The 24,193-nt window shown below is 39.6% G+C and carries 24 protein-coding genes; 17 read left to right on the top strand and 7 right to left on the bottom strand.

All coding sequences use genetic code 11. From position 1 onward, the window contains the following. Positions 1-26: 26 nt before the first annotated feature. Complete coding sequence (locus MKY45_RS12805; RefSeq protein ID WP_042534289.1) at positions 27-260, bottom strand: DUF2627 family protein; 234 nt, start codon at positions 258-260, stop codon at positions 27-29. A gap of 212 nt (positions 261-472) precedes the next feature. Here MKY45_RS12805 and MKY45_RS12800 point away from each other — a divergent pair, with 212 nt between their 5' ends. From MKY45_RS12800 to MKY45_RS12760, 9 genes are all read left to right on the top strand, one after another. Continuing rightward, positions 473-2,515: a sigma 54-interacting transcriptional regulator gene (locus tag MKY45_RS12800; protein WP_341172994.1), complete on the top strand. Its 2,043-nt coding sequence runs from the start codon at positions 473-475 to the stop codon at positions 2,513-2,515. Positions 2,516-2,706: 191 nt separating this feature from the next. Continuing rightward, positions 2,707-3,804, top strand: a complete 1,098-nt coding sequence (locus MKY45_RS12795) for a Glu/Leu/Phe/Val family dehydrogenase (protein ID WP_332093717.1) — start codon at positions 2,707-2,709, stop codon at positions 3,802-3,804. A 61-nt stretch (positions 3,805-3,865) separates the two neighbouring features. After that, complete coding sequence (gene buk / locus MKY45_RS12790; RefSeq protein ID WP_256704736.1) at positions 3,866-4,960, top strand: butyrate kinase; 1,095 nt, start codon at positions 3,866-3,868, stop codon at positions 4,958-4,960. Continuing rightward, positions 4,961-6,382, top strand: coding sequence for a dihydrolipoyl dehydrogenase (lpdA, locus tag MKY45_RS12785; protein WP_042534281.1), 1,422 nt, complete (start codon positions 4,961-4,963; stop codon positions 6,380-6,382). A gap of 58 nt (positions 6,383-6,440) precedes the next feature. Next, positions 6,441-7,445 (top strand): thiamine pyrophosphate-dependent dehydrogenase E1 component subunit alpha, encoded by a 1,005-nt coding sequence (locus MKY45_RS12780; protein WP_256704734.1) that lies wholly within the window; start codon positions 6,441-6,443, stop codon positions 7,443-7,445. Between the two features lie 2 nt (positions 7,446-7,447). After that, positions 7,448-8,431, top strand: a complete 984-nt coding sequence (locus MKY45_RS12775; protein WP_341172993.1) for an alpha-ketoacid dehydrogenase subunit beta — start codon at positions 7,448-7,450, stop codon at positions 8,429-8,431. Positions 8,432-8,445: 14 nt separating this feature from the next. Then, entirely contained in the window at positions 8,446-9,717 is a 1,272-nt protein-coding gene (locus tag MKY45_RS12770) for a dihydrolipoamide acetyltransferase family protein (RefSeq protein WP_042534275.1), read from the top strand. Positions 9,718-9,795: 78 nt separating this feature from the next. Beyond that, positions 9,796-10,227, top strand: a complete 432-nt coding sequence (locus MKY45_RS12765) for a BrxA/BrxB family bacilliredoxin (protein ID WP_042534274.1) — start codon at positions 9,796-9,798, stop codon at positions 10,225-10,227. A gap of 72 nt (positions 10,228-10,299) precedes the next feature. After that, on the top strand, positions 10,300-11,280 hold the full coding sequence (locus MKY45_RS12760; protein WP_256704733.1) for an aromatic acid exporter family protein: 981 nt from the start codon (positions 10,300-10,302) through the stop codon (positions 11,278-11,280). 82 nt (positions 11,281-11,362) lie between these two features. On the opposite strand, the gene MKY45_RS12755 is transcribed toward MKY45_RS12760, so the two are convergent. Further along, positions 11,363-11,491 carry a DUF4044 domain-containing protein gene (locus MKY45_RS12755; RefSeq protein WP_139089138.1) on the bottom strand — a complete coding sequence of 43 codons (129 nt, stop codon included), beginning with the start codon at positions 11,489-11,491 and terminating at the stop codon, positions 11,363-11,365. 199 nt (positions 11,492-11,690) lie between these two features. On the opposite strand from MKY45_RS12755, the gene MKY45_RS12750 reads away from it, so the two are divergent. Together MKY45_RS12750 and MKY45_RS12745 are read left to right on the top strand one after the other, a co-directional pair. Beyond that, entirely contained in the window at positions 11,691-12,812 is a 1,122-nt protein-coding gene (locus MKY45_RS12750; protein ID WP_256704732.1) for a M20/M25/M40 family metallo-hydrolase, read from the top strand. 97 nt (positions 12,813-12,909) lie between these two features. Further along, positions 12,910-14,163, top strand: a complete 1,254-nt coding sequence (locus tag MKY45_RS12745; protein ID WP_256706319.1) for a DNA polymerase IV — start codon at positions 12,910-12,912, stop codon at positions 14,161-14,163. Between the two features lie 44 nt (positions 14,164-14,207). Here the strand turns inward: MKY45_RS12745 and MKY45_RS12740 are convergent, their stop codons facing one another. The 3 genes from MKY45_RS12740 to MKY45_RS12730 form a co-directional block, all read right to left on the bottom strand. After that, a complete protein-coding gene (locus tag MKY45_RS12740; protein ID WP_212928222.1) occupies positions 14,208-15,587 on the bottom strand; it encodes an aldehyde dehydrogenase in 1,380 nt (459 codons plus the stop codon). A 60-nt stretch (positions 15,588-15,647) separates the two neighbouring features. After that, a complete protein-coding gene (rnz, locus tag MKY45_RS12735) occupies positions 15,648-16,565 on the bottom strand; it encodes a ribonuclease Z (protein WP_193062205.1) in 918 nt (305 codons plus the stop codon). Between the two features lie 100 nt (positions 16,566-16,665). Next, positions 16,666-17,409 carry a glycerophosphodiester phosphodiesterase gene (locus MKY45_RS12730; protein ID WP_042534265.1) on the bottom strand — a complete coding sequence of 248 codons (744 nt, stop codon included), beginning with the start codon at positions 17,407-17,409 and terminating at the stop codon, positions 16,666-16,668. 186 nt (positions 17,410-17,595) lie between these two features. On the opposite strand from MKY45_RS12730, the gene MKY45_RS12725 reads away from it, so the two are divergent. Further along, on the top strand, positions 17,596-18,402 hold the full coding sequence (locus MKY45_RS12725; protein WP_042534263.1) for an SDR family NAD(P)-dependent oxidoreductase: 807 nt from the start codon (positions 17,596-17,598) through the stop codon (positions 18,400-18,402). A gap of 122 nt (positions 18,403-18,524) precedes the next feature. On the opposite strand, the gene MKY45_RS12720 is transcribed toward MKY45_RS12725, so the two are convergent. Beyond that, positions 18,525-19,445: an aldo/keto reductase gene (locus MKY45_RS12720; protein WP_042534261.1), complete on the bottom strand. Its 921-nt coding sequence runs from the start codon at positions 19,443-19,445 to the stop codon at positions 18,525-18,527. 388 nt (positions 19,446-19,833) lie between these two features. Between MKY45_RS12720 and MKY45_RS12715 the strand changes: the two genes are divergently transcribed. The 3 genes from MKY45_RS12715 to fur all read left to right on the top strand — a co-directional run bounded on the left by MKY45_RS12715 (position 19,834) and on the right by fur (position 21,825). Then, positions 19,834-20,376, top strand: coding sequence for an NUDIX hydrolase (locus MKY45_RS12715; protein ID WP_042534259.1), 543 nt, complete (start codon positions 19,834-19,836; stop codon positions 20,374-20,376). Between the two features lie 125 nt (positions 20,377-20,501). Next, positions 20,502-21,146 carry a stage II sporulation protein M gene (gene spoIIM, locus MKY45_RS12710; protein ID WP_042534257.1) on the top strand — a complete coding sequence of 215 codons (645 nt, stop codon included), beginning with the start codon at positions 20,502-20,504 and terminating at the stop codon, positions 21,144-21,146. A 202-nt stretch (positions 21,147-21,348) separates the two neighbouring features. Further along, positions 21,349-21,825: a ferric iron uptake transcriptional regulator gene (fur, locus tag MKY45_RS12705; protein ID WP_042534256.1), complete on the top strand. Its 477-nt coding sequence runs from the start codon at positions 21,349-21,351 to the stop codon at positions 21,823-21,825. A 138-nt stretch (positions 21,826-21,963) separates the two neighbouring features. On the opposite strand, the gene MKY45_RS12700 is transcribed toward fur, so the two are convergent. Beyond that, positions 21,964-22,824 carry a fructosamine kinase family protein gene (locus tag MKY45_RS12700; RefSeq protein WP_256704730.1) on the bottom strand — a complete coding sequence of 287 codons (861 nt, stop codon included), beginning with the start codon at positions 22,822-22,824 and terminating at the stop codon, positions 21,964-21,966. Between the two features lie 238 nt (positions 22,825-23,062). On the opposite strand from MKY45_RS12700, the gene MKY45_RS12695 reads away from it, so the two are divergent. After that, positions 23,063-23,260, top strand: a complete 198-nt coding sequence (locus MKY45_RS12695; protein WP_042534254.1) for a DUF4227 family protein — start codon at positions 23,063-23,065, stop codon at positions 23,258-23,260. A gap of 2 nt (positions 23,261-23,262) precedes the next feature. Next, positions 23,263-24,153: a site-specific tyrosine recombinase XerD gene (xerD, locus tag MKY45_RS12690; RefSeq protein ID WP_256704729.1), complete on the top strand. Its 891-nt coding sequence runs from the start codon at positions 23,263-23,265 to the stop codon at positions 24,151-24,153. Positions 24,154-24,193: the final 40 nt, after the last annotated feature.

The following is a 24,193-nucleotide window of genomic DNA, read 5'->3' as shown; positions in this document are numbered from 1 at the left end:
ATCCCGTTTCAATGAAACAGGATAGATCAGCTTGCTGATTCCTTTTCTTGACTGCGCTTCTTCCTGTCTCTGTAGACAATAAAACCGCCAAGGAATAACAAACCGCCGAGAAAAAGAATTAAACCAACAATAAATTGAATGCTTCCAAAAATAAAAAATGGATAAAATGTATCAAAAAGCGTATCCCGCATCAATTTAATACCAAAAGCTGCAATCACCCCTGGAATAAATAGGATGATTAAAGCGAGGTTTCTTTGCATAAAAACTCCTGCTCCTTTATAGATATACTTGTAATCATTCATCAATCTTCTGTCCGTTCAGATGCCTCTTTATTTTTAATCAAACAATTTCTTAAAACTTCATTATAAGTATATCAAAATACGTCGAAAAATAGAAATAGAATTCATTTGCTAAATTATGCATGGTATCGTATGATGAAACTGTGCAAATAAATTCAAGGTGGATGAAAAGTATGAAGCAAATTCTGATAGTCGGCGCTGGTAAAGGTGGTACAGCATTATTCCGCCTGTTTAAAGAAACAAAAAGCATGCAGATTTGTGCAATCGTTGACAAGGAAGCAGACGCTCCTGCTATGAAGCTTGCGGAAGAAATGGATGTTCATACAAGTACAGAGTGGAAAGATTGGATTCACCATGACATTGATATTGTAATTAACGTAACAGGCGAAGAGGAATTATTTGAAAAGATGATTGAGCTGTTTCCAAGAAAGACAATTATCATCCCTGGTTCTGTAGCCAATATTATTTATGAATTAATTCATGAGAAAACTGTTTTAACAGATGAGGTAAAAGTACAGGCGAGCCGTTTGGAATTAATTTTAAACCATATGAATGACGGCATGATTGTTGTCAATAAAATGGAACAGGTTCAGCTGTTGAATCGCCGGGCGGAACAAATTCTCGGCAAAAAAGAAAAAGACTACAAAGGGAAGCATATCAAAGATTTACTCAAAACAAGCCGTTTATCTCACGTGTTAAGGAGTCAAAGAAAAGAGTTAAACCAAAAGACAATTTTAGATAATGGCAAGAAAGTGATTGCTTCACGTATCCCCATTATTAATAAAACAGGAGATTTAGTGGGAGCCTTTGCTGTTTTTAAAGACATTACGGAAGTAGTGCAATTAGCAGAAGAAAATACCGATTTAAATGAAATCAAAACCATGCTGGAAGCCATTATTAAATCTTCGGATGAGGCAATCAGTGTGGTGGATGAGCATGGAAAAGGCTTAATTATTAATCCCGCCTATACGAGAATCACTGGTCTGACCGAAGAGGAAGTAATAGGGAAGCCGGCAACAGTAGATATATCTGAAGGGGACAGTGTGCACATGAAGGTCTTAAAAAACCGGCGTGCTGTTCGCGGTGTACATATGAAGGTCGGACCGTCAAAAAAAGATGTTATCGTTAACGGGGCGCCGGTGATTGTACAAGGAAAGATAAAAGGCAGTGTCGGCGTGCTCCATGACGTCAGTGAATTACAATCTGTGACAAGGGAGTTAAAGCGTGCCAGACAAATCATCCGTAATTTGGAAGCAAGGTATACATTCGATGATATTATTGGTAACTCATCCGAAATGAAGCTTGCTTTAGAACAGGCAAAAGTAGCTGCCAAAGCACCGGCTATTGTTCTTTTGAGAGGGGAAACCGGCACCGGCAAAGAATTATTCGCCCATGCAATACACCATGAAAGTGATCGGAAATTTAATAAATTTATTCGTGTGAACTGTGCTGCATTGTCAGAACCAATGCTGGAAAAAGAGCTGTTTGGTTCGGCAGAGGAGCAGGCAGAACAGTTGAAAAAAAAGGAAGGTCTGTTTGAACAGGCGAACAATGGAAGCATCTTTCTTGATGAAATTGGTGAATTATCTTTATCAATCCAGGAAAAATTAATCCATGTACTCAAGGAGAACAGAGTCACTCCAGTCGGCGCATCCAATTCGGTGCCTGTTGATGTTCGCGTGATTGCCGGAACGAATACAAATCTGGAGAAGGCTGTGATGAATGAGAAATTTCGTGAAGATCTTTATTATCTCATTAATAAACTTCCAATATCCATTCCATCGCTAAAGGAACGGGAGGAGGATATTCCTGAGTTGGTGGAGCATATCATCCATCAGCTGAACGAAGAATATGGAAAAAATGTGCAAAAGATATCGGATGAAGCGTTAAAAAAACTAATGGCATATCATTGGCCGGGGAATGTCAGGGAAATGGCTAATGTTATCAGTCATTCCATGATATTTATCGGCAACATGGAGGAGCAGATTGAAGTATCTCATTTGCCTAAATTGCAAACGAAAGAAATGACAGCAGGACCGGATATGGTACAGACAGATAAACCATTAAAATTACAGGAAGCGTTAGATCGTTTTGAAAAAAAATACTTGCAGGAAGTGTATCTACAATGTAATAAAAACAAGACAAAGACAGCAAAAGCGTTACAAATATCTGTCCGCAATTTGTATTATAAGCTTGAAAAATATCAGCTTGAATAAGGTGTCTGCAACATTTTGCAGGGAGGGCAGGTATATCATGCTGTGGAAAATTTACAGAGGGTTCTCCGTGGTAAATAGGGAATACTGACAAATGTATTACAATAGCATACCATTCAGGAGTTGGATTCATTTGTCATTTTAAATAAGTATGTATGATTAGTGAATCACGATGTATTACAGGAGGGGTTAAGATGGAAATCTTCAGTTACTTAGAAAAATACGATTATGAACAGGTACTTTTCTGTCAGGATAAACAATCAGGGCTAAAGGCTATTATTGCCATTCATGACACGACATTAGGACCAGCATTAGGCGGGACCAGAATGTGGACGTATCGTTCAGAAGCAGAAGCTATCGAAGACGCACTGCGTTTAGCTCGCGGAATGACATATAAAAATGCGGCAGCCGGCTTAGATCTCGGCGGCGGAAAAACAGTAATTATCGGAGATCCCAAAAAGGATAAGAATCCGGAAATGTTCCGTGCATTCGGTCGTTATATCCAAAGCTTGAATGGAAGATACATCACTGCTGAGGATGTAGGAACGAATGAATCAGATATGGATCAAATTGCGCTTGAAACAGAATATGTAACGGGATTGTCCTCCTACAGTGGAACTGCCGGCAATCCTTCCCCTGTTACTGCGTGGGGAATTTATCAGGGGATGAAAGCAACTGCAAAAGAAGCATTCGGATCAGAATCTTTAGAGGGCAAAGTTGTTGCAGTTCAAGGAGTCGGAAACGTGGCTTACAGTCTATGCGAATTATTGCATGAAGAGGGCGCAGAATTAGTTGTTACAGATATTAATAAGGAAGCTGTGAGGCGTGCGGAAAATGATTTTAATGCCAAAGCAGTCGATCCAGATGATATTTATGATGTGGAATGCGATATCTATGCTCCTTGCGCACTTGGAGCAACCATTAATGATCATACGATACCGAGGCTGAAAGCTAAAGTAATTGCAGGTTCGGCTAATAATCAGCTGCAGAGTCATGAACATGGAGATATTCTGCATCAAAAAGGAATTTTATATGCTCCTGATTATGTGATCAATGCAGGCGGGGTAATCAATGTTGCAGATGAACTGGTTGGTTACAATCGCGATCGCGCTTTACATAATGTACAGCGCATCTATAAAAATCTGGAGCAGGTCTTTGCCATTTCTAATCGTGATCAGGTACCGACTTATATTGCGGCTGATCGTCTGGCTGAGGAAAGAATTCAAGCAAAACAACAATCACGCAGTCAATTTCTTACAAATGAGCGAAATATTTTAGATCGCCGACAATAGAAATTTACTGTTGTACTTATCATTTACAGCTTTGGAAGAACGGCATATTGGAGGGTGTTTTGTGAATCAACGTGGTCGTATTTTAGTTATCTACCCCGACTTGTATTTCACCACGATCGGTGTATTTGAAGGAAATCATCTTTTATATCAGCAAAAAATTTCACATAACGAAGATGAACTGCATCGTTTTGAACAGCTGATGGAGCAAGTGCCGTACAGAAAGCAGGCTATATTTGAACAGCTTGATTTGGATGGAATGAATACATCACGTTTTATTAGTGTATGCGGGCGGGGAGGACTATTGCGTCCAATCAGCGGCGGAACGTATAAAGTGAATAACGCGATGCTATATGATTTAAAAACAAATGCTTACGGGGAACATGTATCCAATTTGGGAGCTGTTCTAGCCCATGAAATTGCTGAGAATTTAAATATACAAGCATATATTGTTGACCCGCCGGTAGTAGATGAACTGCAAACCATTGCAAAATATACAGGTATACCGGAAATAGAGAGAGCCAGTATCTTTCATTCGCTAAATCATCGTCATGCCGGCCGGATTGCGGCAAAACAAATTGGTTCAGCCTATCATTCGTTAAAGCTCATTTCCATTCATATTGCAAGAGGGATTACCATTGCATCCCATCATAGCGGCAAAATTATTGATGTAACGAATGGCGTAGACGGAGAGGGTCCGTTTACTATCGATCGATCCGGCAGTATACCGTTAAAAGGATTTCTGACTTATCTATCTGAACAATACACTACAGATGAAGATTTTTTGTGGAATCATGTCCAGCAGGATGGGGGAATCAAAGCATATCTGCATACAGAGGACCCTTCCATCATCCGTTCCCGGCTGACGAAAGGTGATCAGTATACGAAAGAAGTAATTGAGGCACAGGCATACCAGATTGCTAAAGAAATTGGAGCAATGAGCACGGTATTGCATGGAGAAGTAGATGGCATTGTTTTTACTGGAAAAATCAATGAAAATGATTTTGTTATTGATGCGGTTATTCCAAGAGTCAATTGGATTGCCGATGTGATGGTGTTTCCTGGTAAAAATGATTTAGAAGCGATGAATGAGGGCGTATTAGAGGTTTTAAACAATACCCAGAAAGAAAAGATATATGTTGCAGAGGAGGCAAATTAGATGGCAACTGAGTACGATTTAGTCATTTTAGGGGGCGGAACAGGAGGCTATGTTTCTGCTATTCGTGCCACTCAATTAGGCATGAAAGTGGCAATAGTAGAGAAATCTGAGCTGGGAGGGACCTGCTTACACAGAGGCTGCATACCCTCTAAAGCATTACTTCGCAGTGCAGAGGTTTTTCAGCAGACAAAAAAAGCAGATGCATTCGGAGTAGAGGTAAACGAACCAGTCTTAAACTTTTCAAAAGTCCAGCAGAGAAAAAATGAGATTATTGAACAGCTGCATAAAGGTGTCCAGGGTTTAATGAAAAAGGGAAAGATTGATGTCTATCAAGGGTTCGGCCGCATTCTTGGACCAAGTATCTTTTCTCCAATGCCTGGAACTATCTCTGTTGAATATGAAAATGGAAATGAAAATGATATGCTGCTTCCTAAAAATGTTTTAATTGCGACCGGATCGCAGCCGAATACATTACCTGGTCTGGACTTTGACGGTGAGTACCTCATCAGCTCAAATGAAGCTTTAGAAATGAAGGACCTGCCTAAATCAATGCTTATTGTAGGCGGCGGAGTTATTGGCATCGAATGGGCCTCCATGCTAAACGATTTTGGAGTTGATGTAACCGTCTTGGAATTTCAAAAGCAAATCTTGCCGACAGAGGATAAAGATATCGCAAAAGAGATGGAAAAACAGTTGAAAAAAAGAGGCGTCAATATTATAACCGGAGCCAATGTTCAGACGGATACAATAGAAAAAAATAACGGCATCGTGATAGAAGCAGTAATCGGTGATAAAAAAGAAAGATTTGAAGCTGACAGACTGCTTGTATCTGTCGGCAGAAAAGCGAATATCCAAAATATTGGTTTAGAGAATACGGAAATTCAAATTTCTAATCATACGATTGACACAAACGCGTTTTATCAAACAAAAGAATCACATATTTACGCTATTGGCGATGTTATTGGAGGCATGCAGCTGGCTCATGTGGCTTCCCATGAGGGAATTGCTGCTGTGGAGCATATGGCAGGGGAATATACCCAAGAGATAGACTACCAGACGGTATCAAGCTGTATCTATGCCAGTCCGGAAGCTGCAAGTGTCGGCTTGACGGAAACACAGGCCAAAGAAGAAGGATATGACCTTGTCATCGGCAAGTTCCCATTTAAAGCAGTAGGAAAGGCATTGGTTTATGGTGAATCAGATGGTTTTGTCAAAATAATCACAGATAAAAAGACACAGGATTTAATTGGGGTTCATATGATTGGTCCCCATGTGACAGATATGATAACAGAAGCTGGATTAGCAAAAGTGCTCGACGCAACAGCATGGGAAATCAGCCAGACTATTCACCCGCATCCGTCCTTATCAGAAATTATCGGTGAAGCAGCACTGGCAGTCGACGGGTTACAAATTCATGGTTAAACTATCTGGGCAGTCTGCATGATGTCATCATGTGAAATGGCTGAAGGAGGGAAAAATAATGACAGAAACATCTTGGGAAAATGTAAGTGATGAGATGGCTTTAGAAATGTTTGAAATGATGTTATTAGCAAGAAAAATTGACGAAAGAATGTGGTTGTTAAACCGCTCGGGGAAAATACCATTCGTCGTTTCCTGTCAGGGACAGGAAGCAGCACAGGTCGGAGCGGCCTTTGGTCTGGATCGAACGGTCGATTATACCGCTCCGTACTATCGGGATCTGGGTCTTGTATTAGGCTTTGGAATGACAGCAAAAGAATTAATGTTATCTGCCTTTGCCAAAGCTGAGGATCCAAATTCAGGCGGACGTCAAATGCCTGGTCATTTCGGACAGAAGAAAAATCGTATTTTAACCGGTTCTTCTCCAGTAACAACACAGGTTCCTCATGCAGTAGGCGTTGCATTAGCAGCGAAAATGGATAAAAAGGATATTGCGACCTTTGTGACATTAGGAGAGGGCTCTTCTAATCAGGGTGATTTTCATGAAGGATTAAACTTTGCCGGTGTTCATCAGCTGCCGGTGATCACCATGGTGGAAAATAATAAGTATGCTATTTCTGTTCCGTATGATAAGCAGGTAGCCAGCAAAACGGTTTCAGAGAGGGCATCATCTTATGGCATGCCGGGAGTTACTGTGGACGGGAATGATCCGATAGCTGTGTATCAAACTGTAAAAGAAGCGAGAGAACGAGCGGTAAAAGGAGAGGGGCCGACATTGATTGAAGCGGTAACCTATCGTTTTACTGCCCATTCCAGTGATGATGATGACAGTGCTTATCGTGAAATGGATGAAGTAAAAGAAGCTAAAAAGAAGGATTCCATTGTTACGTTTGCTGAAAAGCTAAAAGAAAAGAAAATAATGGATGAAGCCAAAGAAAAAGAAATTCATGATAAAGTCAATAAACTTGTTAATGAAGCAACAGAATATGCAGAAGAAGCCCCATATGCAGCTCCAGAGGATACGTTGAAGTATGTTTATGAGGAATTGGATAAGGGAGGGGAATAATCATGCCTGTGATGTCTTATATACAAGCAATTACAAAAGCTTTAAAGGAAGAAATGCAAAGAGATGAGAATGTCTTTATTCTTGGGGAAGATGTAGGAAAAAAGGGCGGCGTATTTAAAGCAACAGACGGGCTGTACGATATGTTTGGTGAAGAACGTGTATTAGATACCCCATTAGCGGAATCAGCAATTGCCGGTGTTGCTATCGGTGCAGCTATGTATGGGAAACGGCCGATTGCTGAGATGCAGTTTGCAGATTTTATTATGCCTGCGGTCAACCAGATTGTTTCCGAAGCAGCCAAAATACGCTATCGCTCCAATAATGATTGGGATTGTCCGATAACCATCCGTGCTCCATACGGCGGCGGGATACATGGTGCTTTATATCATTCCCAATCAGTAGAAGCATTGTTTTCGAATCAGCCGGGATTAAAAATTGTTATGCCGTCGAATCCATATGATGCGAAAGGATTATTAAAGGCATCAATCCGAGATAATGACCCTGTTCTATTTTTTGAACATAAACGTGCGTATCGTCTGTTAAAGGAAGAGGTTCCGGAAGAGGATTATGTTCTGCCAATCGGTAAAGCAGATGTAAAAAGAGAAGGGGATGATATTACTGTCATCACTTATGGACTTTGTGTTCACTTTGCATTGCAGGCTGCGGAAAGATTAGCAGCAGATGGCATTCATGCGCATATTCTTGATTTACGTACGGTATATCCGTTAGATCAAGAAGCTATAATTGAGGCAGCCAGTAAGACTGGAAAAGTTTTGCTTGTTACAGAGGATAATAAAGAAGGCAGTGTAATGAGTGAAGTGGCTGCAATTATTTCGGAAAACTGCTTATTTGACCTGGATTCACCTATTGAACGCCTGGCAGGTCCGGATGTTCCGGCAATGCCTTATGCACCGTCCATGGAAAAATACTTTATGTTAAATCCGGATAAAGTGGAAAAAGCAATGCGTGACCTTGCAGAATATTAATTGGAGGTAGAAATATGAGTGTGGAAAAAATGACAATGCCTCAGCTTGGTGAGAGTGTAACAGAGGGAACGATTAGTACCTGGCTGGTTTCCGTCGGGGATCAAGTGAATAAATACGACCCGATTGCTGAAGTGATGACGGATAAAGTAAACGCCGAAATCCCATCTTCTTATACAGGTAAAATAACAGAGCTTGCAGCAGAAGAAGGGGAAACGGTAGAAGTTGGTTCCCTAATCTGTTATATAGAGACAGAGCAAGCCGCTTCAGAGGATGCGGAAGCAGCTCCTGAAAAAGAAACAAATACAGTGGAAAAGGACACAGCTGAGCATGCTGAAAATACAGAAAGCTCTATGAAAAAAAGATATTCACCGGCAGTACTACGTTTATCTCAAGAGCACAGCATTGATTTGAACCAAATCGAAGGAACGGGCAGAGGAGGCAGAATTACCAGAAAAGATGTGGAAAAACACATTGGAAGCAGTGCTTCTGCGCAAGAAGAACCAGCCCCTTCACAAGAAAAGAAATCAGATACTGCTGCTGGAAAAGAAACACCTGCTGCGCAAAAAGAAAGTATCCAAAGCGCAGCAGGAGATATTGAAATCCCTGTAAAAGGTGTCCGGAAAGTAATTGCAGAGAATATGGTCCGGTCCACACAGGAAATCCCGCATGCATGGATGCAGGTGGAAGTAGATGTTACAGATTTAGTAAAATACCGGAACAGTGTAAAGGAATCATTTAAGCAGCAGGAAGGCTTTTCGTTAACTCCTTTTGCTTTCTTTGTAAAAGCTGTGGCTCAAGGTTTAAAAGAATTTCCTGAATTAAACAGCATGTGGGCCGGAGATAAAATTATTCAGAAAAAAGATATACATTTATCCATTGCTGTGGCGAAAGACAAAGAATTATTTGTTCCAGTTATTAAGCATGCAGATGAAAAAACGATTAAAGCCATTGCCCGTGATATTACTACCTTAGCATCCAAAGCACGTCAGGGTAAGCTGTCACCGGAGGATATGCAGGGCGGTACCTTTACTGTCAACAATACAGGCTCCTTTGGTTCGGTTTCGTCAATGGGAGTAATCAATTCGCCGCAAGCAGCGATTTTACAAGTCGAATCTATCGTAAAACGGCCTGTCATTATCAATGATATGTTTGCTGCCCGCGATATGGTGAATTTATCTCTTTCTTTAGACCATCGTATTTTAGACGGTCTTGTATGCGGAAGATTTTTATCTAGTGTGAAAGAAATCCTTGAAGGGATGAACGACTCAACTATAACCCTTTATTAAGCCAACACGAATAGATTGAATTTTTAACTGCTAGCTGATAAGCTATAATTATATTTTAAGTAAAAAGGGTGAAGTACAATGGATTTCGATTTATTTATGCAGGATGTTGTTAACGTTGCAAGAACAGATATAACAGAATCAGGTTATGAGGAAGCACGTACAGCAGAGGAAGTAGATGCCGCGCTAACTCGTGAAGGAACTACACTTGTCATGGTGAATTCAACATGCGGCTGTGCCGGCGGTGTAGCCCGTCCAGCAGCAGGGAATGCGATTCATTATGATAAGCGTCCAGATCACTTAGTCACGGTGTTTGCCGGACAGGATAAAGAAGCGACGGAGCAGGCAAGAACTTATTTTGAAGGATATCCGCCATCCTCTCCTTGTTTCGCATTGCTTAAGGACGGAAAAATCCTTGATATGGTAGAGCGGAATGAAATTGAAGGACATAGCGCCATGGAAGTATCTGCGAAGCTTCAAGGCCTGTTTGATCAATATTGCGAAGAAGTATAAGAGATATTAAAAGGCTGTCATCAGGCAGCCTTCTTTGTGTATTCTGAATATATATCAGGAGGTTTATAAAGGGTGAAAATTGGATATCGTACCCTAAAAACTGCTATCGGAACTCCCATTGCAATTTCGTTGGCACAATGGGTTGGTCTTTCAAATTTTATTTCCGCTGGAATATTAACGATTCTCTGTATCCAGCCGTCGAGAAAATCTTCTTTTTTAAGTGCGTGGCAGCGGTTTATTGCATGTACAGCAGCCGTTGTTTTTTCATGTGTTATTTTTGAATTAATAGGCTATCATACAATTTCTATATTTTTACTGCTTCTTTTATTTATTCCAGCAACGGTTAGATTAAAAGCAACTCCAGGAATTGCATCCAGTTCCGTTGTCATGCTGAATTTATATGGCTCTGGAGGTGTAACACTTTCTCTGGTCGGCGAGCAGTTCGTTCTAATTACCATTGGGCTGGGGGTAGGACTTCTGTTGAATATTTATATGCCAAGCTTGGATAATAAATTAAAGAAGCTGCAAGCACAGTTAGAAAAGAATTTCAGCCTTATTCTATATGAATATTCTTTGTATATCCGGGATGAAAACGACGCGTGGCAAGGAAAAGAAATAGCAGCTACAGAGGATATCCTGGCTGAAGCAAAACAGTTAGTTATCCGGGATAGAGATAACCATTTATTACGAAATGAGCATACCTATTATAATTATTTTAGGATGAGAGAAAGACAGTTTGAGCTGTTGAAGAAAATGCTTCCGCTTGTTACGCATCTTCCAAAGACAGATCATATTGCCCTTGAGATTGCAGATTTCTTTGAGCGATTATCTAAAGCTGTCCATCCAGGAAATACAGCAATTACTTTTTTAGAGCAGTTGAAAGAATTAAAGCGGGAATTTCACGCGGAGGAGTTACCGGAAACGAGAGAAGCGTTTGAAACAAGGGCGCACTTATTTCAATTATTACATGAAATAGAAGAGTACTTGATTATAAAAAATAAATTCAAAAAAAGTGACGTAACGCCTTGGAAGAAAAGGAAAAAAGAAGCTTAGCTTTTCCTTTTTACATAAGATTGGAACCATATCAAAAGGCTGTGCCAAAATGAAATAATCATTTTGGCACAGCCTTCTATTTTTAAACAAATGCAGCCAGTCCAGCTGTAATTGCTGAAATAAGCATTAGAGCGACCATGAAATAGATAATCATTTTCGTGCGGCGTTCACGTTTTGAACGCTTTTTTTGCACAGATTGCTTTGCTGCCATGAAATATCCCCCTTTAGAATCCGATATCATCTACCGCTATTTTAACGTGAAATGATTCATCCGACAAGCTAATCGTATGGTTTTTCTTAAAATGTTCTTCCGGATTTTAATTAACGGATGAGAGAAACTTAGATTCCAATTCATTCTACTGTAAAAAAAAGAGAAAATATAGTAGCCTAGAAGGTAGGAGGTTACGCAAATGAGTGTGAATGAAGAAAGATTAGTTAATGAATTTTTAGAACTTGTGCAGGTAGATTCTGAAACAGGTTTCGAAAGAGAGATAGCATCGGTTTTAACCAAAAAAATGGAAGCTCTAGGTGTGCAGGTGGAAGAAGATAATGCAAAAGAGCAGACAGGTCATGGTGCAGGAAATTTAATTTGTACATTGCCTGCAACCAAAGACGGTGCGGATGCTATTTATTTTACTTCCCATATGGATACGGTTGTTCCCGGGAAGGGTATACATCCAATTATTAAAGATGGCGTGATTTCTTCAGAGGGAGAGACAATTCTAGGTTCAGACGATAAAGCAGGTTTAGCTGCCATGTTTGAGCTGATTAAAGTGCTTCAGGAAAACAATATTCCTCACGGCCAGATTCAATTTATTATTACTGTAGGAGAAGAATCTGGTCTGGTAGGCGCTAAAGCGTTAGATTCCTCGAAGTTAGATGCGCGTTATGGATATGCGCTAGACAGTAATGGAAACGTTGGTGATATTGTTGTGGCTGCACCTACGCAGGCGAAAATCCATGCAACCATAACCGGCAAAACAGCACATGCTGGATTGGAGCCGGAAAAAGGTGTTTCTGCCATTACGATTGCCTCTAAAGCTATTTCTAAAATGCCTTTGGGACGTATTGATAAGGAAACAACTGCTAATATCGGACGCTTTGAGGGCGGCAAACAGACAAATATTGTTGTAGATCATGTAGAAATTTTAGCAGAGGCACGTTCCCTGTCTGAAGAGAAGATGGAAAAACAGGTCGAGAAAATGAAAGCAGCTTTTGAAGAGGCTGCTGAAGAGCTTGGCGGTTCCGCTGATGTAAAGATAGCAATCGCTTATCCCGGCTATCATTTTAAAGCGGGAGATCAGGTGGTTGAAGTTGCCAGAGAAGCTGCAAAAGCAATCGGCAGAGAAAGTAAATTAGAACAGAGTGGCGGAGGCAGTGACGCCAATGTGATTGCAGGGTATGGAATCCCTACCGTTAATCTGGCAGTTGGCTACGAGGAGATTCATACGACCAATGAGCGGATTAAAGTGGAAGATCTTGTGAAAGTAACTGAATTTGTTGTGGAAATTGTTAAAATCACAGCAAAATAAGATAAAGCTTCCATTCTTGGAGCGGCTTTTTGTGAAAAAGGAGAATGCATTCCATGATGGAGTGTGTTCTTCTTTTGTTAAGAATAGAGGTGTTATGATGGAACAGTCGGTCAATTCGAAAAGACGAGTTATCTTCCATATAGATATGAACTGCTTTTATGCTTCGGTAGAAATGGCGCATAATCCGGAATTAAAAGGAAAGCCGATTGCAATCGCCGGAAACCCGGAAGAGCGGAAGGGGATTATTGTTACAAGCAGCTATGAAGCCAGAGCAAAAGGCGTGAAAACGACGATGCCCGTGTGGCAGGCAAAAAAATTATGCCCCGATTTATTATTGATGCGGCCTAATTTTGACAGATACCGGGAAGCGTCCCGGGCTATTTTTAAGATGCTTTCAGAAATTACACCGCTCGTCCAGCCGGTTTCGATTGATGAAGGCTACCTGGATATTACTGATACGGAAGGATTCGGAACGCCGGTAGAAATAGCTAATTACCTGCAGCAGCGGATATTAAAAGAGCTGGATATCCCATGCAGTCTTGGTATTGCCCCGAATAAATTTCTGGCAAAAATGGCGTCAGATATGAAAAAACCTTTAGGAATAACTATCCTTCGAAAGCGGGAATTATCTAACGTATTATGGCCACTTCCAATTGAAGAAATGCACGGAATCGGGAAGAAGACTGCTGAAAAACTTCGAAAAGTATCTATTCATACAATCGGTGATTTAGCTGTACATGATGTCTATCAATTAAAGCAGCTATTAGGGGTTAATGGAGAAAGAATGAAGAACCTGGCCAATGGAATAGACTATCGGATTGTGGATCCAGAAGCGGTACATGATTTCAAAAGTATCGGCAGCTCACAGACATTGGCTCATGATTCAACAGATTGGGATGAACTTCACCAGCTGTTAGGCCAGCTTACCGACAATGTAGCAAGAAGAGTGAAACGAAAAAATGCGACAGGAAAAAGTGTTCAATTAATGATTCGTTTTCACAACCATCAAACGATTACGCGCAGTAAAACATTGCAAGGGTATATCGATGAAAAAGAAGATATTCTTTTTGTCGCAAAGGAGCTATTAAAAAAACATTGGAATGAAGAGCCTGTACGGCTATTGGGTGTCTCTTTGCAAAGTGTAGAGGAGAAGAGTCAAGTAGGAGAACAGCTTGATTTGTTTACTTACCGCGATAACGCTAAAAAAGAAAAGCTCTACGAAACCATGGAAGCATTAACGGATAAATACGGAAAAGATATATTTTTATCTTTAAAAAATGAAGAGAAGGACAAACAGCAGCCACGGACAAGCTTTCAAAAAGATTTCCTAGATGATTATAAAAAGCCTTGATTTTATATCTATTGAAATAGAATAAAATCAAGGCTTTTGTTTTTTTAAGATAAGAATTTCTTCAAAATATTTGAAGTAACCGTACCGCCCGAATAACGGAATGGCAAATCAAATTTCGTTGTTTGTTTTAAGATGCTTTTCTGATGTGAAAATGTATCAAAGCTGGCTTTCCCGTGATAGCTTCCCATTCCACTCTGCCCGACTCCGCCAAACGGAAGATACGGGTTTGCTAAATGGAAGAATGTATCATTGATAGAACCGCCGCCAAATGAAACGTATTCCATTACCTGAGACTGCATTCTCGGATTTTCTCCAAAATAGTATAGTGCTAATGGTTTTTCTCTTGATTTAATCAACGAAAGGGCGTCCTCTATATTCTCAAACGATAATACGGGAAGAATCGGTCCAAATATCTCTTCTTGCATAATAGGGTCTTCCCAATCTATTTTATCAAGAATAGTAGGTTCAATGATTAATTCTTCATCATTATATTCTCCGCCATGAACAATATGATCTTCATTTAAAAATGCTTTTAAGCGGTTAAAATGATCCAGATTTATGATTCTTGAATAATTTTCACCCTGGAGTACATTCTTGCCAAATAAAGACTTTATTTGCTTTTTCATTGCTTTTAAAAGCTTGAATTTAACAGATTCTTGTACTAATAAATAATCCGGCGCCACACAGGTCTGACCGGCATTTGTATATTTTCCCCATACAATTCGTTTAGCTGCCAATTGGATGTTTGCATCTTCATCTACAATTGCAGGACTTTTTCCGCCCAGCTCTAACGTTACCGGAGTTAAATGCTCGCTTGCGGCCCGCATCACGATTTTTCCAACTGCACTTCCTCCGGTAAAGAAAATGTGATCAAAACGCTGTTTTAACAGCTCTGTTGTTTCTTCGACAGCACCCTGAACAACAGTGAAATAAGACGGGTCGAAATGCTCTTCTGCGATTCTGGCAAGAAAATCGGATGTATGCGGAGCATGTTCAGACGGCTTCAGAATAACTGAGTTACCTGCTGCAATCGCTCCGATAACAGGTACTAATGATAATTGTAAAGGATAATTCCATGGTGCAATAACGAGCACAACACCGAGCGGTTCTTTTATAATATAGCTTTTCGAGCCTTTATGCGTTAATGGAGAGGCAACTTTTTCAGGCTGCATCCAGTAGCGGAGATTTTTAATGGCTACTTCCAATTCGCTTTGAATAATGCCAATCTCCGTAAGTATTATTTCATGATCAGGTTTATTTAAATCTTTTTTTAATACATCATATATCTCTTCTTCATTATCTTTGAAAATCTTTTTGATTTTTTCTAATTGTTGTTTACGAAACGTATAATCAACGGTATTTCCTTGATCAATATATTTTCGATGATCATCAACAATTTGCTGATAGTTTTCTTGTAAGGTCATCAAATCTGTCTCTCCCTTTCTCACTTCAAGAGGATGTGCAAGCTGTAAACGATGCACAAACTATAATTGAAACACACTAAAATCGCCGGCTATGGATGTATTCAAAAATACTTCTTTTGTCTCTTCCAGAAATGCATCCATATCTGAAAATTGATATCTTGAAGATATGTGTGTCAAGATTAGCTGTTTACATCCTGCATCAAGCGCTATTTTAGCGGCTTGTATATTTGTTGAATGAAAATAGTCCTCTGCAAGTGTCTCTTTATCTGCAGCAAAGGTTGCTTCATGAATTAACAGATCGCTATTTTTTACAAATTCTTTATGCGCCGCCTGATAGGTGGTGTCCCCAAGAATTGAAATAACCCTTCCTTTTTTGGGCGAGCCGATAAAATCAGAACGGTAAATTATCGTGCCATCTTCCAGAGTGACAGAAGGTTTTTCTTTTATTTCGCCGTAAACTGGACCGGGACGTACCCCTTTTTCTTTTAATTTATCTACAAGAAGCTCACCTGGCTTGTCTTTTTCAACAATACGGAAACCAAAGCTTGGTACACCGTGGACAAGTTTTTTTGCATATACTTCGATGGCTTCCGTTTCAAATAACAGTCCTTCTTTTATCTCTATAACAGTAAGAGGATACGTTAAATGCGTATAGCTTAATTTCAAAGCAGCTTGGATAAATTCCTTTGAACCCTCCGGACCATAAATGGTTAATGGTCTGTCTGCGCCTGCCTGAAATGAACGGCTGCTGAGAAATCCCGGTAATCCATAAATATGATCGCCATGCATATGGGAAATAAAGATTTTATTTATTTTTCCCGGTTTAATTTTAGTATGAAGAAGCTGATGCTGCGTGGCTTCTCCGCAATCAAACAACCAGACTTCATTTAATTCTTGCAGCATGCTGAGTGCAACGGCTGTTACATTCCTTTCTTTAGAAGGAAGTCCTGCTCCGGTGCCTAAGAAAGTAATTTCCATGTTTCAATCTCACCTTAATATTATATTATAATTTAAAATTTTACCCAAATATACGACAATCATCAACGCAGAAGGTCAAAAATTAGGAAGCGCTCTTCAATCAAGACAAAAAACTGCGATATAATGCTTTGCGTACAGCAAACGCCCGATTGGGTACATCAGTAAATATGCTATTTACTTTGTAAGAAAAGCATCGGTTTAAAAGCCGGGTTGAATTCACCGTATACACTCTTACCGGAATCCCGTTTTTCATCGCTTCATTTATGAGCTGCTGACGCAGCAGCGTGTGTTTTATATGAACGGCTGTTGCGCCGATAGACAAGGCATATGCTAATAAATCTCTTCTTGATCGCTTGGTTAACCAACCGATATTTGAAATTTCATCAAAACTTGCCAGGCGCGTTATACTGGTATCAGAGAATGTAGAAAAGTATGTCCGGTCCAGCATTTGATATTGTTTAATAAGCTGATATGTAATTTTCTCCAGATTCTTATGTGCAATTTTATTATTTTTTAATTCTAAATGAAGAATCAAAGGTTTATCTTTGATCCAGATTAGAAATTCCTCCAGTGTTACGATCCGTGTTCCTGCAAATTCAGTGTGAAAGGATTTGCCCATGTCTAATTGTTTTAGCTCGTCCAGCGTAAATTGAGTAATCCATCCTTTTACTCCAAAAATACGCTGCAAACCTTCATCATGAAAAAGGACAGGAATATTATCCTTTGTTAATTGGACATCTGTTTCAATGCCATCAGCCTTCATCTCGTAAGCAAGCTCAAAAGCCGGGAAACTGTTCTCAGGGGCATAATTGCTTGCACCCCGGTGTGCGATAATGGACGTCATCGTGTCACCCCCAATCTTATTGTGTTAGATTTTCCCCCGTAAGTCAATGTTTAAACCAGTGTACGGGAGGATTGTTTCGTTGTACAATATATATAAACACAGGATATCCATCTAATAAATGATGTTCACACTTTGAAAGCAAGGTCACACACTTTAAATCATTATATGAAGTAAGGGTCGATAAATATGAGAATAGGAAGAAATCATTTTGTTAAAGATAAAAAAATTATTGTCACCGGTGCATCAAAAGGAATTGGAAGAGGGATTGCTATAGAAATCGCTGCTCATGGCGGCATACCTATTTTAATCGCAAGGTCACAAGAATTGCTGCAAGAATTAGCAGATGAAATAGAAGCAAATAACGGCATTTGCAGGGTTTATCCCATTGACAGATTTTCAAGGGAAGCAATTGAAGAACAGATTAATGATATGTTGGAGACAGAGAAGCGTATTCATGGATTAATCAATAATGCAGGCTTTGGTGTATTTGATTCAATCGAAGAATTAAATATGGATGAGGTAGAGGAAATGTTTCAGGTGAATGTTTTAGCAGGGATGCAATATGCAAAAGCCTTCCTGCCACATTTTCTGCAGTTTAAAGGGAAATCGCATATTATTAATATTGTTTCTCAGGCTGCAAAATTGCCAACACCAAAAGCAGCAGGATATGCTGCGTCTAAACATGCGATGCTGGGCTTTACAAATGTACTCAGACAAGAGACAAGGGGAAGCAGCCTGACGGTCACTTCTGTTAATCTGGGCCCGGTGAAAACAAACTTTTTTGAGATGGCTGATAAGGAGGGCAAATACCAGCAGAATGTAGAAAAGTATATGCTTTCTCCTGAAAAAGTAGCTTCAAAGGTAGTGCATTCTTTATTTTCTAATAGAAGAGAAATCAATATGCCGTGGTGGATGGAAGCTGGCAGTATTCTGTATCGCTTATTTCCAGGGTTAATGGAGAAACTCCTTCAATCTCAATTTGATAAAAAATAATAGAGTAAGTATATCTTATAAAACAGGTCTGCTTTTCCTGAGCATCATCTCTCAGTGAAAGCAGACCTGTTTCTTTGGCAATGCTGTAAAAGGCTTATGAAGTTGCGGAAACTCCGCCTTTTTTAACGATGCTGCTCATACTGTGAAGCTTTGGACAGCTGCTGCAGAATAGGATAAGCTGCATCGGTGATTTCGTTAATTGATTGGTGAACTGCAATATTTTTTTCTAATTGTTCCAGAGAGCTTGCTCCAAAGACGGTTGACGTAATCGCAGGATGATTAGCTGCATAATACATCGCTAATTGCTGCAGAGAACTGTCCGGCAACGCCTGTTCCAATTCATAATAAAGTGATTTTAATTCGCTGTAGGAATAGTCGAGGTAGCCGTCCTCCGCTTTTTTATCGAGAACTTCATCGGCTTTATTGCTTAGTAGCCCCTGTGCCAGCGGACCGCGGGCAACAACACCGATTTTATTTTCTTCTGCAATCGGTAGAATGGCTTCCTCTGGTCTTCTGTCTAAAAGACTGTACTGTGTCATTAAAATATCAATAGAGGAGCGGATGGCGTATTCCCGGACAACATTTGGACGGATGGACGAAATACCATAGGTGCGGATTAGACCATCTTTCTTTAGTTCATCAAAAGCTTCTATGGTTTCATCGATTGGATCCTCCAATGTGCCGCCATGAAGCATGTAGACATCAATATAGTCTGTATTCAGTCTTTGTAAACTATCCCGGACGGCTTTGTGGATATATTTCTTCGAAGGATCCCAGAACCAATCATCTTTACCTTTTTCAAAATGGTTTCCGACCTTTGTAGTCACAACTACATCCGATCTGCGATGCTTTATTGCTTCTCCAACGATTTTTTCATTCTCGCCAAAGTGATAAAGGTCTGCCGTATCTAAGTGATTGATTCCTTTATCTAACGCATAATCAATCATTTTTTTACCTTGCTGTACATTTGTTCCCAGCGACATACAGCCGAGAGTTAAATCAGAAATTTCGATATCGCTTTTGCCAAGCTGCCGTTTCTTCATGCTATTCCTCCTTGTAAATCCGGTATGCATATATTGTAGAGGGTGATAGAAAAGAATACAATTAATACACTTTTTTAACGAATGAAATAAGTCATTTCTATCAAATAGTTTGTGGGGCGGATGGGAATGATAATCAGTGTCTGAAAGTAATGAATGGTTAAGAAATAAAATACCGTTTGTCATAAAAAAAGAAATCGAATCAGAAGAAAAAAGAAATAGACTTGCTACAATAGAGTTCTGCGAATAAAATGAATGGAAAGACACATATAAGGGAATTGCATTCAGCAGGAATTTCACAGGCGATTGTCCATAAAAAAGTACTTGTTCAAACTGCTGGCGGGTCAGCCTGTTAACCTGCACTAAATGACGAAAAGGTGGAGTAGCATATATGCAACGTTTTGAAGAAAAAACAATGACATCCAAAAAAATATTTGAAGGGAACATTATTGATGTACAACTAGATGAGGTACGGCTTCCCAATGGAGAAACAGCTCAAAGAGAGCTTGTCTATCATCCAGGTGCCGTAGCGATTATTCCAATTACACCAGATAATAAAATTGTACTTGTAGAACAATATCGCAAACCATTGGAAAGAACATTAGTAGAAATTCCGGCAGGGAAGCTGGAGCAGAATGAAAATCCATTAACTGCCGCAGTCCGTGAGCTGGAAGAAGAAACAGGGTATACAACAACTAATCTCTCGCAAGTGACCTCTTTTTACACCTCTCCAGGCTTTGCTAATGAACTGGTGTATGTTTACGTCACCAATGATTTAATTAAAATGGAAAATCCGCCGGCGGGCGATGACGATGAATTTGTGGAAATCATGGAAGTAACGTTAGATGAAGCAAAAGACCTCGTGGAAAAAGGGCGTATTCAAGACGCAAAAACGAACTATGCTGTTCTTTATTTACATGCTTTAACGAAATAAGAAAAAAGGTTTTCACCGGACGCGTTCTACCTGCTCTATTAAAAGATAAAAATTAATAGGTATGTTTTAAGAGGGATTCTCATAGTTTGAAGTATAGGAACTATAGTGAAGTCAGGAGGATCTCAATGTATAATACCTCTCAACATTTATTAATCGGGCATATAAAACGGCACACGACCATTTATGTATTTACTGCCATTCTTTTTTTGACAGGCATCGTGTTCGGGGCTATCTTGGTAAATAGTATGGATTTTGTACAAAAACAAAATCTGTTCTTTTACTTGGAACGGTTCTTTACACAGCAAACAAATGAAGGAGAAGTTATTGGACGGCAGGATATATTTATTCAAAGTCTTCTTTATCATATTAAGTATCTTTCTTTTATTATATTATTGGCATTGAGTATGATTGGGCTCCCTATTATTTGGATTATGATATTCATGAAAGGGCTCGTTGTCGGTTTTTCAGTCGGTTTTATGGTCAATCAGCTGGGAGGGCAAGGGCTTCTTTTATCAACGATATCGATTGCTCCTCAAAACCTATTGATTATTCCTATATATATCATTGCAGGAAGTGTGGCTATGATATTTTCAATTGGTTTATGGCAGAAGCTTTTATTAAAGCATCAGTACCAGGAAGTATGGCCGCCTTTTATAAGATTGCTTATCACTTTTGCAATTTTAATTGTATGTACAGCATTAGCAGCATTGATGGAAGCTTATCTGTCAAATACACTTCTGTTAGAATGGATAGAGAGGTACCATGGATAATCCTCCTGCGGGAGAATAAAGTATCTTTATCTTAACTCCTTTACATTTTACATTACTTGCTTATTGCTTGATAAAAGGTATTTGTTTTAATATAATAATTTATGTTATTTTATAATAATTATTATTAACAATTGAGAATACCTTTGACACATGGAAGATAGATGCATATAATAAAAATGTAGAGTGAGGGAGGCGACTATCCATGGAACACCGGATTGAAAAAATAAAAAAACAGCTACATTCGCATAGCTACAAATTAACTCCCCAAAGGGAAGCTACGGTTCGAGTGCTTCTGGAAAGAGAAGACGATCACTTAAGTGCGGAGGATGTGTATCTTCTTGTAAAGGAGAAATCACCAGAAATTGGTCTGGCAACCGTTTATCGTACATTAGAATTATTATCCGAATTGAAAATAGTAGACAAAATTAATTTTGGTGATGGTGTATCCAGATATGATTTGCGTAAAGAAGGCGCAAAGCATTTCCATCATCATTTAGTATGTATTGAATGCGGCTCTGTTGAAGAGATTGAAAATGATTTATTAGGTGAAGTAGAACAAATCGTTGAAAATGACTGGGGCTTTGAGGTGAAGGATCATCGCTTAACCTTTCATGGGATTTGTCGCCAATGTCAAAAAGCAGCTGCAGCAGAAAAAGAAGATGTTCAAAAAGCAACATAAGTAATGAGAGTAAAACCTTTTTCCGGGAGAGAAAGGTTTTATTTTTATTTGGAGCAAAATACATATTGATCAGCAACAGGGATAGCCGGCGGCAGAATGTCATTACATACTGCCGCCGGGCTGAGGCGGTGAAGAAAATCAAATATATCTTTTTAAAATGCGATCTACGCTGCCGCCATAGACCTCGCCAAACATATTTAAATGAACAAGCAAATGGAAAAGCTGGTAAATCGGCTTCACGTCCTGATAATAATCAGCTAGTGGCATTGCTTCCTGATATTGCGAATAAAACGTATTGGAAAACCCACCAAAGAGTTCCGTGAAAGCTAGTTCAAATAAATGGTCCCCGTAAAGTATAGAGGGATCAATCAGATAAGGCTGTCCTGCGCCCCCTATAATCCAATTGCCTCCCCATAAATCACCGTGTAATAAGGAAACCTTAGGCTGACTGGGGAGATAAAGATCTAAATCACGAATCAATGCCTCTAGTTTTAAACGTCTATTTTGGTTCATCCGATTGTACTGCACCGCCAAATCTAACTGGGGCTGAAGCCGATGCTCACGATAATAATCCACCCAATTGGTGTACCACTCATTTGACTGAGTTAATTTTCCAACATAAGTTAACTGATCTAAACCATATGCTGTGGAGCCGCCGACTAAATGCATCGAGGCCAGCTGTTCGCCTAAATGCTGCTCTGCAGCTGCAGTTTCTTCTCCCTCAATCCACTCCATGATCAGCATCATTTCTTCATTTCCGGCGGAATTATCAAAGTAGTATACTTCCGGTACAGCAATTGTCTGTGTCGAACGAATTTTTTCCAGTCCATTTACTTCTATTTGAAAAAAATCACTGGCTGCACTTTGATTCGCTTTTATAAAATATTCCTGCTTTCCGGTTTTTACATAGTAAGCCTGATTAATATCGCCGCCGGAAATGGGCGTCTTTGTTTCGATAGCGGAGTTGTCACCTAATTGTTTTAATTTTTCTTCAAGCACCTGTAAGACCTCCTTTTTGATTAATTTTAGTATGGCAAAAATCTGGACGACACAAAAGTGTAAAAGTGTTTGTAGTTTAACTCTGCTTCCAATCATTGTATAATATTAACAGAAGGAGATGTACCGATTTTGTTCCTGTCCGCATCTTTTTCTTGTATTTTTGAAGAGCTTGTTTGCATATTCTAACTATAAACGTGTTTGGCTGCGATACAGCGTAACAGCACAGGGAGGTTAGAGTATGGAGAAGCATGTTAAGGAAACTGTTAAAATATTTATTTGGTTTATGATAGGTGCTTGCTTTTTTTCGGTTTGTCTGCATTTTATATATAAAGAGTTTCAAGAAATGCATCGTTATGATTTGCCGGAAGGACCAGCGGTTAAGGTGGTGGAGGAGGGGATTCCCTGGTTTCCATTTGATTTTCTGAAAGGGGAATAAATATGTTGAAATATGCATTAGAGGATTTTTTTCATTTTCTGCGGGTAGAGAAGGGATTGTCAGATAATACCATCACTTCCTATCAGAGAGATCTTACTGCTTACGAGAAACATTTGACCCAAATCGGCTATAATGTTTGGAATGAAATCACCCGAAATGATATTATGCGCTTTTTGTATGAGCTAAAAGACAGCGGTAAGTCGACTGCTACGATTTCGAGGCATATTTCTTCTATCAGATCCTTTCACCAATTTTTAATACGGGAGAGAATTGCTGATACAGATCCCAGTCTGCATATTGAAACTCCGAAAAAAGACCGGAAGCTTCCGGATACACTTTCTCAGGAGGAAGTAGATCGATTATTAAGCATAAACACTGCAACACCGCTGTCACTGCGCAATAAGGCAATGCTAGAATTATTATATGCCACGGGCTTGCGTGTATCTGAAATGATAGGCTTAAAACTGGAGGATTTACAATTGACGATGGGCTTTGTCCAATGTATGGGGAAAGGCTCGAAAGAAAGGATTGTTCCACTGGGAGACACAGCCAGAAAGACTCTGGAAGATTATATACAAACGGCGAGAAAAGAGCTTGTGAAGAAAAACAAACAGGAGAGTGCACTTTTTTTAAATCAGCATGGCCGTCCTTTAAGCAGACAGGGATTTTGGAAAATTTTAAAGGGATTGGCTATAAAAGCTGATATTCATAAGACAATCACTCCGCATACTTTAAGGCATTCTTTCGCCACCCATCTATTGGAAAACGGAGCAGATCTAAGAATTGTACAAGAGATGCTTGGACATGCGGATATATCGACAACACAAATTTATACGCATGTAACGAAAGCTAGGCTGAAGGATATCTATCAATCTTATCATCCGAGAGCTTAATTTTATCTTTATTAAATGTAAAAAAGTGTATCAGCAAAAA

This window comes from Oceanobacillus sp. FSL K6-0251 (assembly GCF_038004725.1).
Classification (GTDB): domain Bacteria; phylum Bacillota; class Bacilli; order Bacillales; family Amphibacillaceae; genus Oceanobacillus; species Oceanobacillus oncorhynchi.
Note: the sequence above shows the minus strand (reverse complement) of the source record. Positions and strands in the feature narration are given on the sequence as shown.

Excerpts from the sequence above, each read along its gene's own strand:
- rnz (WP_193062205.1), bottom strand. The coding sequence starts at position 16,565 with ATGGAAATTACTTTCTTAGGCACCGGAGCAGGACTTCCTTCTAAAGAA.
- MKY45_RS12795 (WP_332093717.1), top strand. The coding sequence starts at position 2,707 with ATGGAAATCTTCAGTTACTTAGAAAAATACGATTATGAACAGGTACTT.
- spoIIM (WP_042534257.1), top strand. The coding sequence starts at position 20,502 with ATGTATAATACCTCTCAACATTTATTAATCGGGCATATAAAACGGCAC.
- MKY45_RS12805 (WP_042534289.1), bottom strand. The coding sequence starts at position 260 with ATGCAAAGAAACCTCGCTTTAATCATCCTATTTATTCCAGGGGTGATT.
- MKY45_RS12725 (WP_042534263.1), top strand. The coding sequence starts at position 17,596 with ATGAGAATAGGAAGAAATCATTTTGTTAAAGATAAAAAAATTATTGTC.
- MKY45_RS12695 (WP_042534254.1), top strand. The coding sequence starts at position 23,063 with ATGGAGAAGCATGTTAAGGAAACTGTTAAAATATTTATTTGGTTTATG.
- MKY45_RS12740 (WP_212928222.1), bottom strand. The coding sequence starts at position 15,587 with ATGACCTTACAAGAAAACTATCAGCAAATTGTTGATGATCATCGAAAA.
- xerD (WP_256704729.1), top strand. The coding sequence starts at position 23,263 with ATGTTGAAATATGCATTAGAGGATTTTTTTCATTTTCTGCGGGTAGAG.
- fur (WP_042534256.1), top strand. The coding sequence starts at position 21,349 with ATGGAACACCGGATTGAAAAAATAAAAAAACAGCTACATTCGCATAGC.
- lpdA (WP_042534281.1), top strand. The coding sequence starts at position 4,961 with ATGGCAACTGAGTACGATTTAGTCATTTTAGGGGGCGGAACAGGAGGC.
- MKY45_RS12720 (WP_042534261.1), bottom strand. The coding sequence starts at position 19,445 with ATGAAGAAACGGCAGCTTGGCAAAAGCGATATCGAAATTTCTGATTTA.
- MKY45_RS12715 (WP_042534259.1), top strand. The coding sequence starts at position 19,834 with ATGCAACGTTTTGAAGAAAAAACAATGACATCCAAAAAAATATTTGAA.
- MKY45_RS12765 (WP_042534274.1), top strand. The coding sequence starts at position 9,796 with ATGGATTTCGATTTATTTATGCAGGATGTTGTTAACGTTGCAAGAACA.
- MKY45_RS12770 (WP_042534275.1), top strand. The coding sequence starts at position 8,446 with ATGAGTGTGGAAAAAATGACAATGCCTCAGCTTGGTGAGAGTGTAACA.
- MKY45_RS12730 (WP_042534265.1), bottom strand. The coding sequence starts at position 17,409 with ATGACGTCCATTATCGCACACCGGGGTGCAAGCAATTATGCCCCTGAG.
- MKY45_RS12780 (WP_256704734.1), top strand. The coding sequence starts at position 6,441 with ATGACAGAAACATCTTGGGAAAATGTAAGTGATGAGATGGCTTTAGAA.
- MKY45_RS12745 (WP_256706319.1), top strand. The coding sequence starts at position 12,910 with ATGGAACAGTCGGTCAATTCGAAAAGACGAGTTATCTTCCATATAGAT.
- MKY45_RS12750 (WP_256704732.1), top strand. The coding sequence starts at position 11,691 with ATGAGTGTGAATGAAGAAAGATTAGTTAATGAATTTTTAGAACTTGTG.
- MKY45_RS12755 (WP_139089138.1), bottom strand. The coding sequence starts at position 11,491 with ATGGCAGCAAAGCAATCTGTGCAAAAAAAGCGTTCAAAACGTGAACGC.
- MKY45_RS12775 (WP_341172993.1), top strand. The coding sequence starts at position 7,448 with ATGCCTGTGATGTCTTATATACAAGCAATTACAAAAGCTTTAAAGGAA.
- MKY45_RS12800 (WP_341172994.1), top strand. The coding sequence starts at position 473 with ATGAAGCAAATTCTGATAGTCGGCGCTGGTAAAGGTGGTACAGCATTA.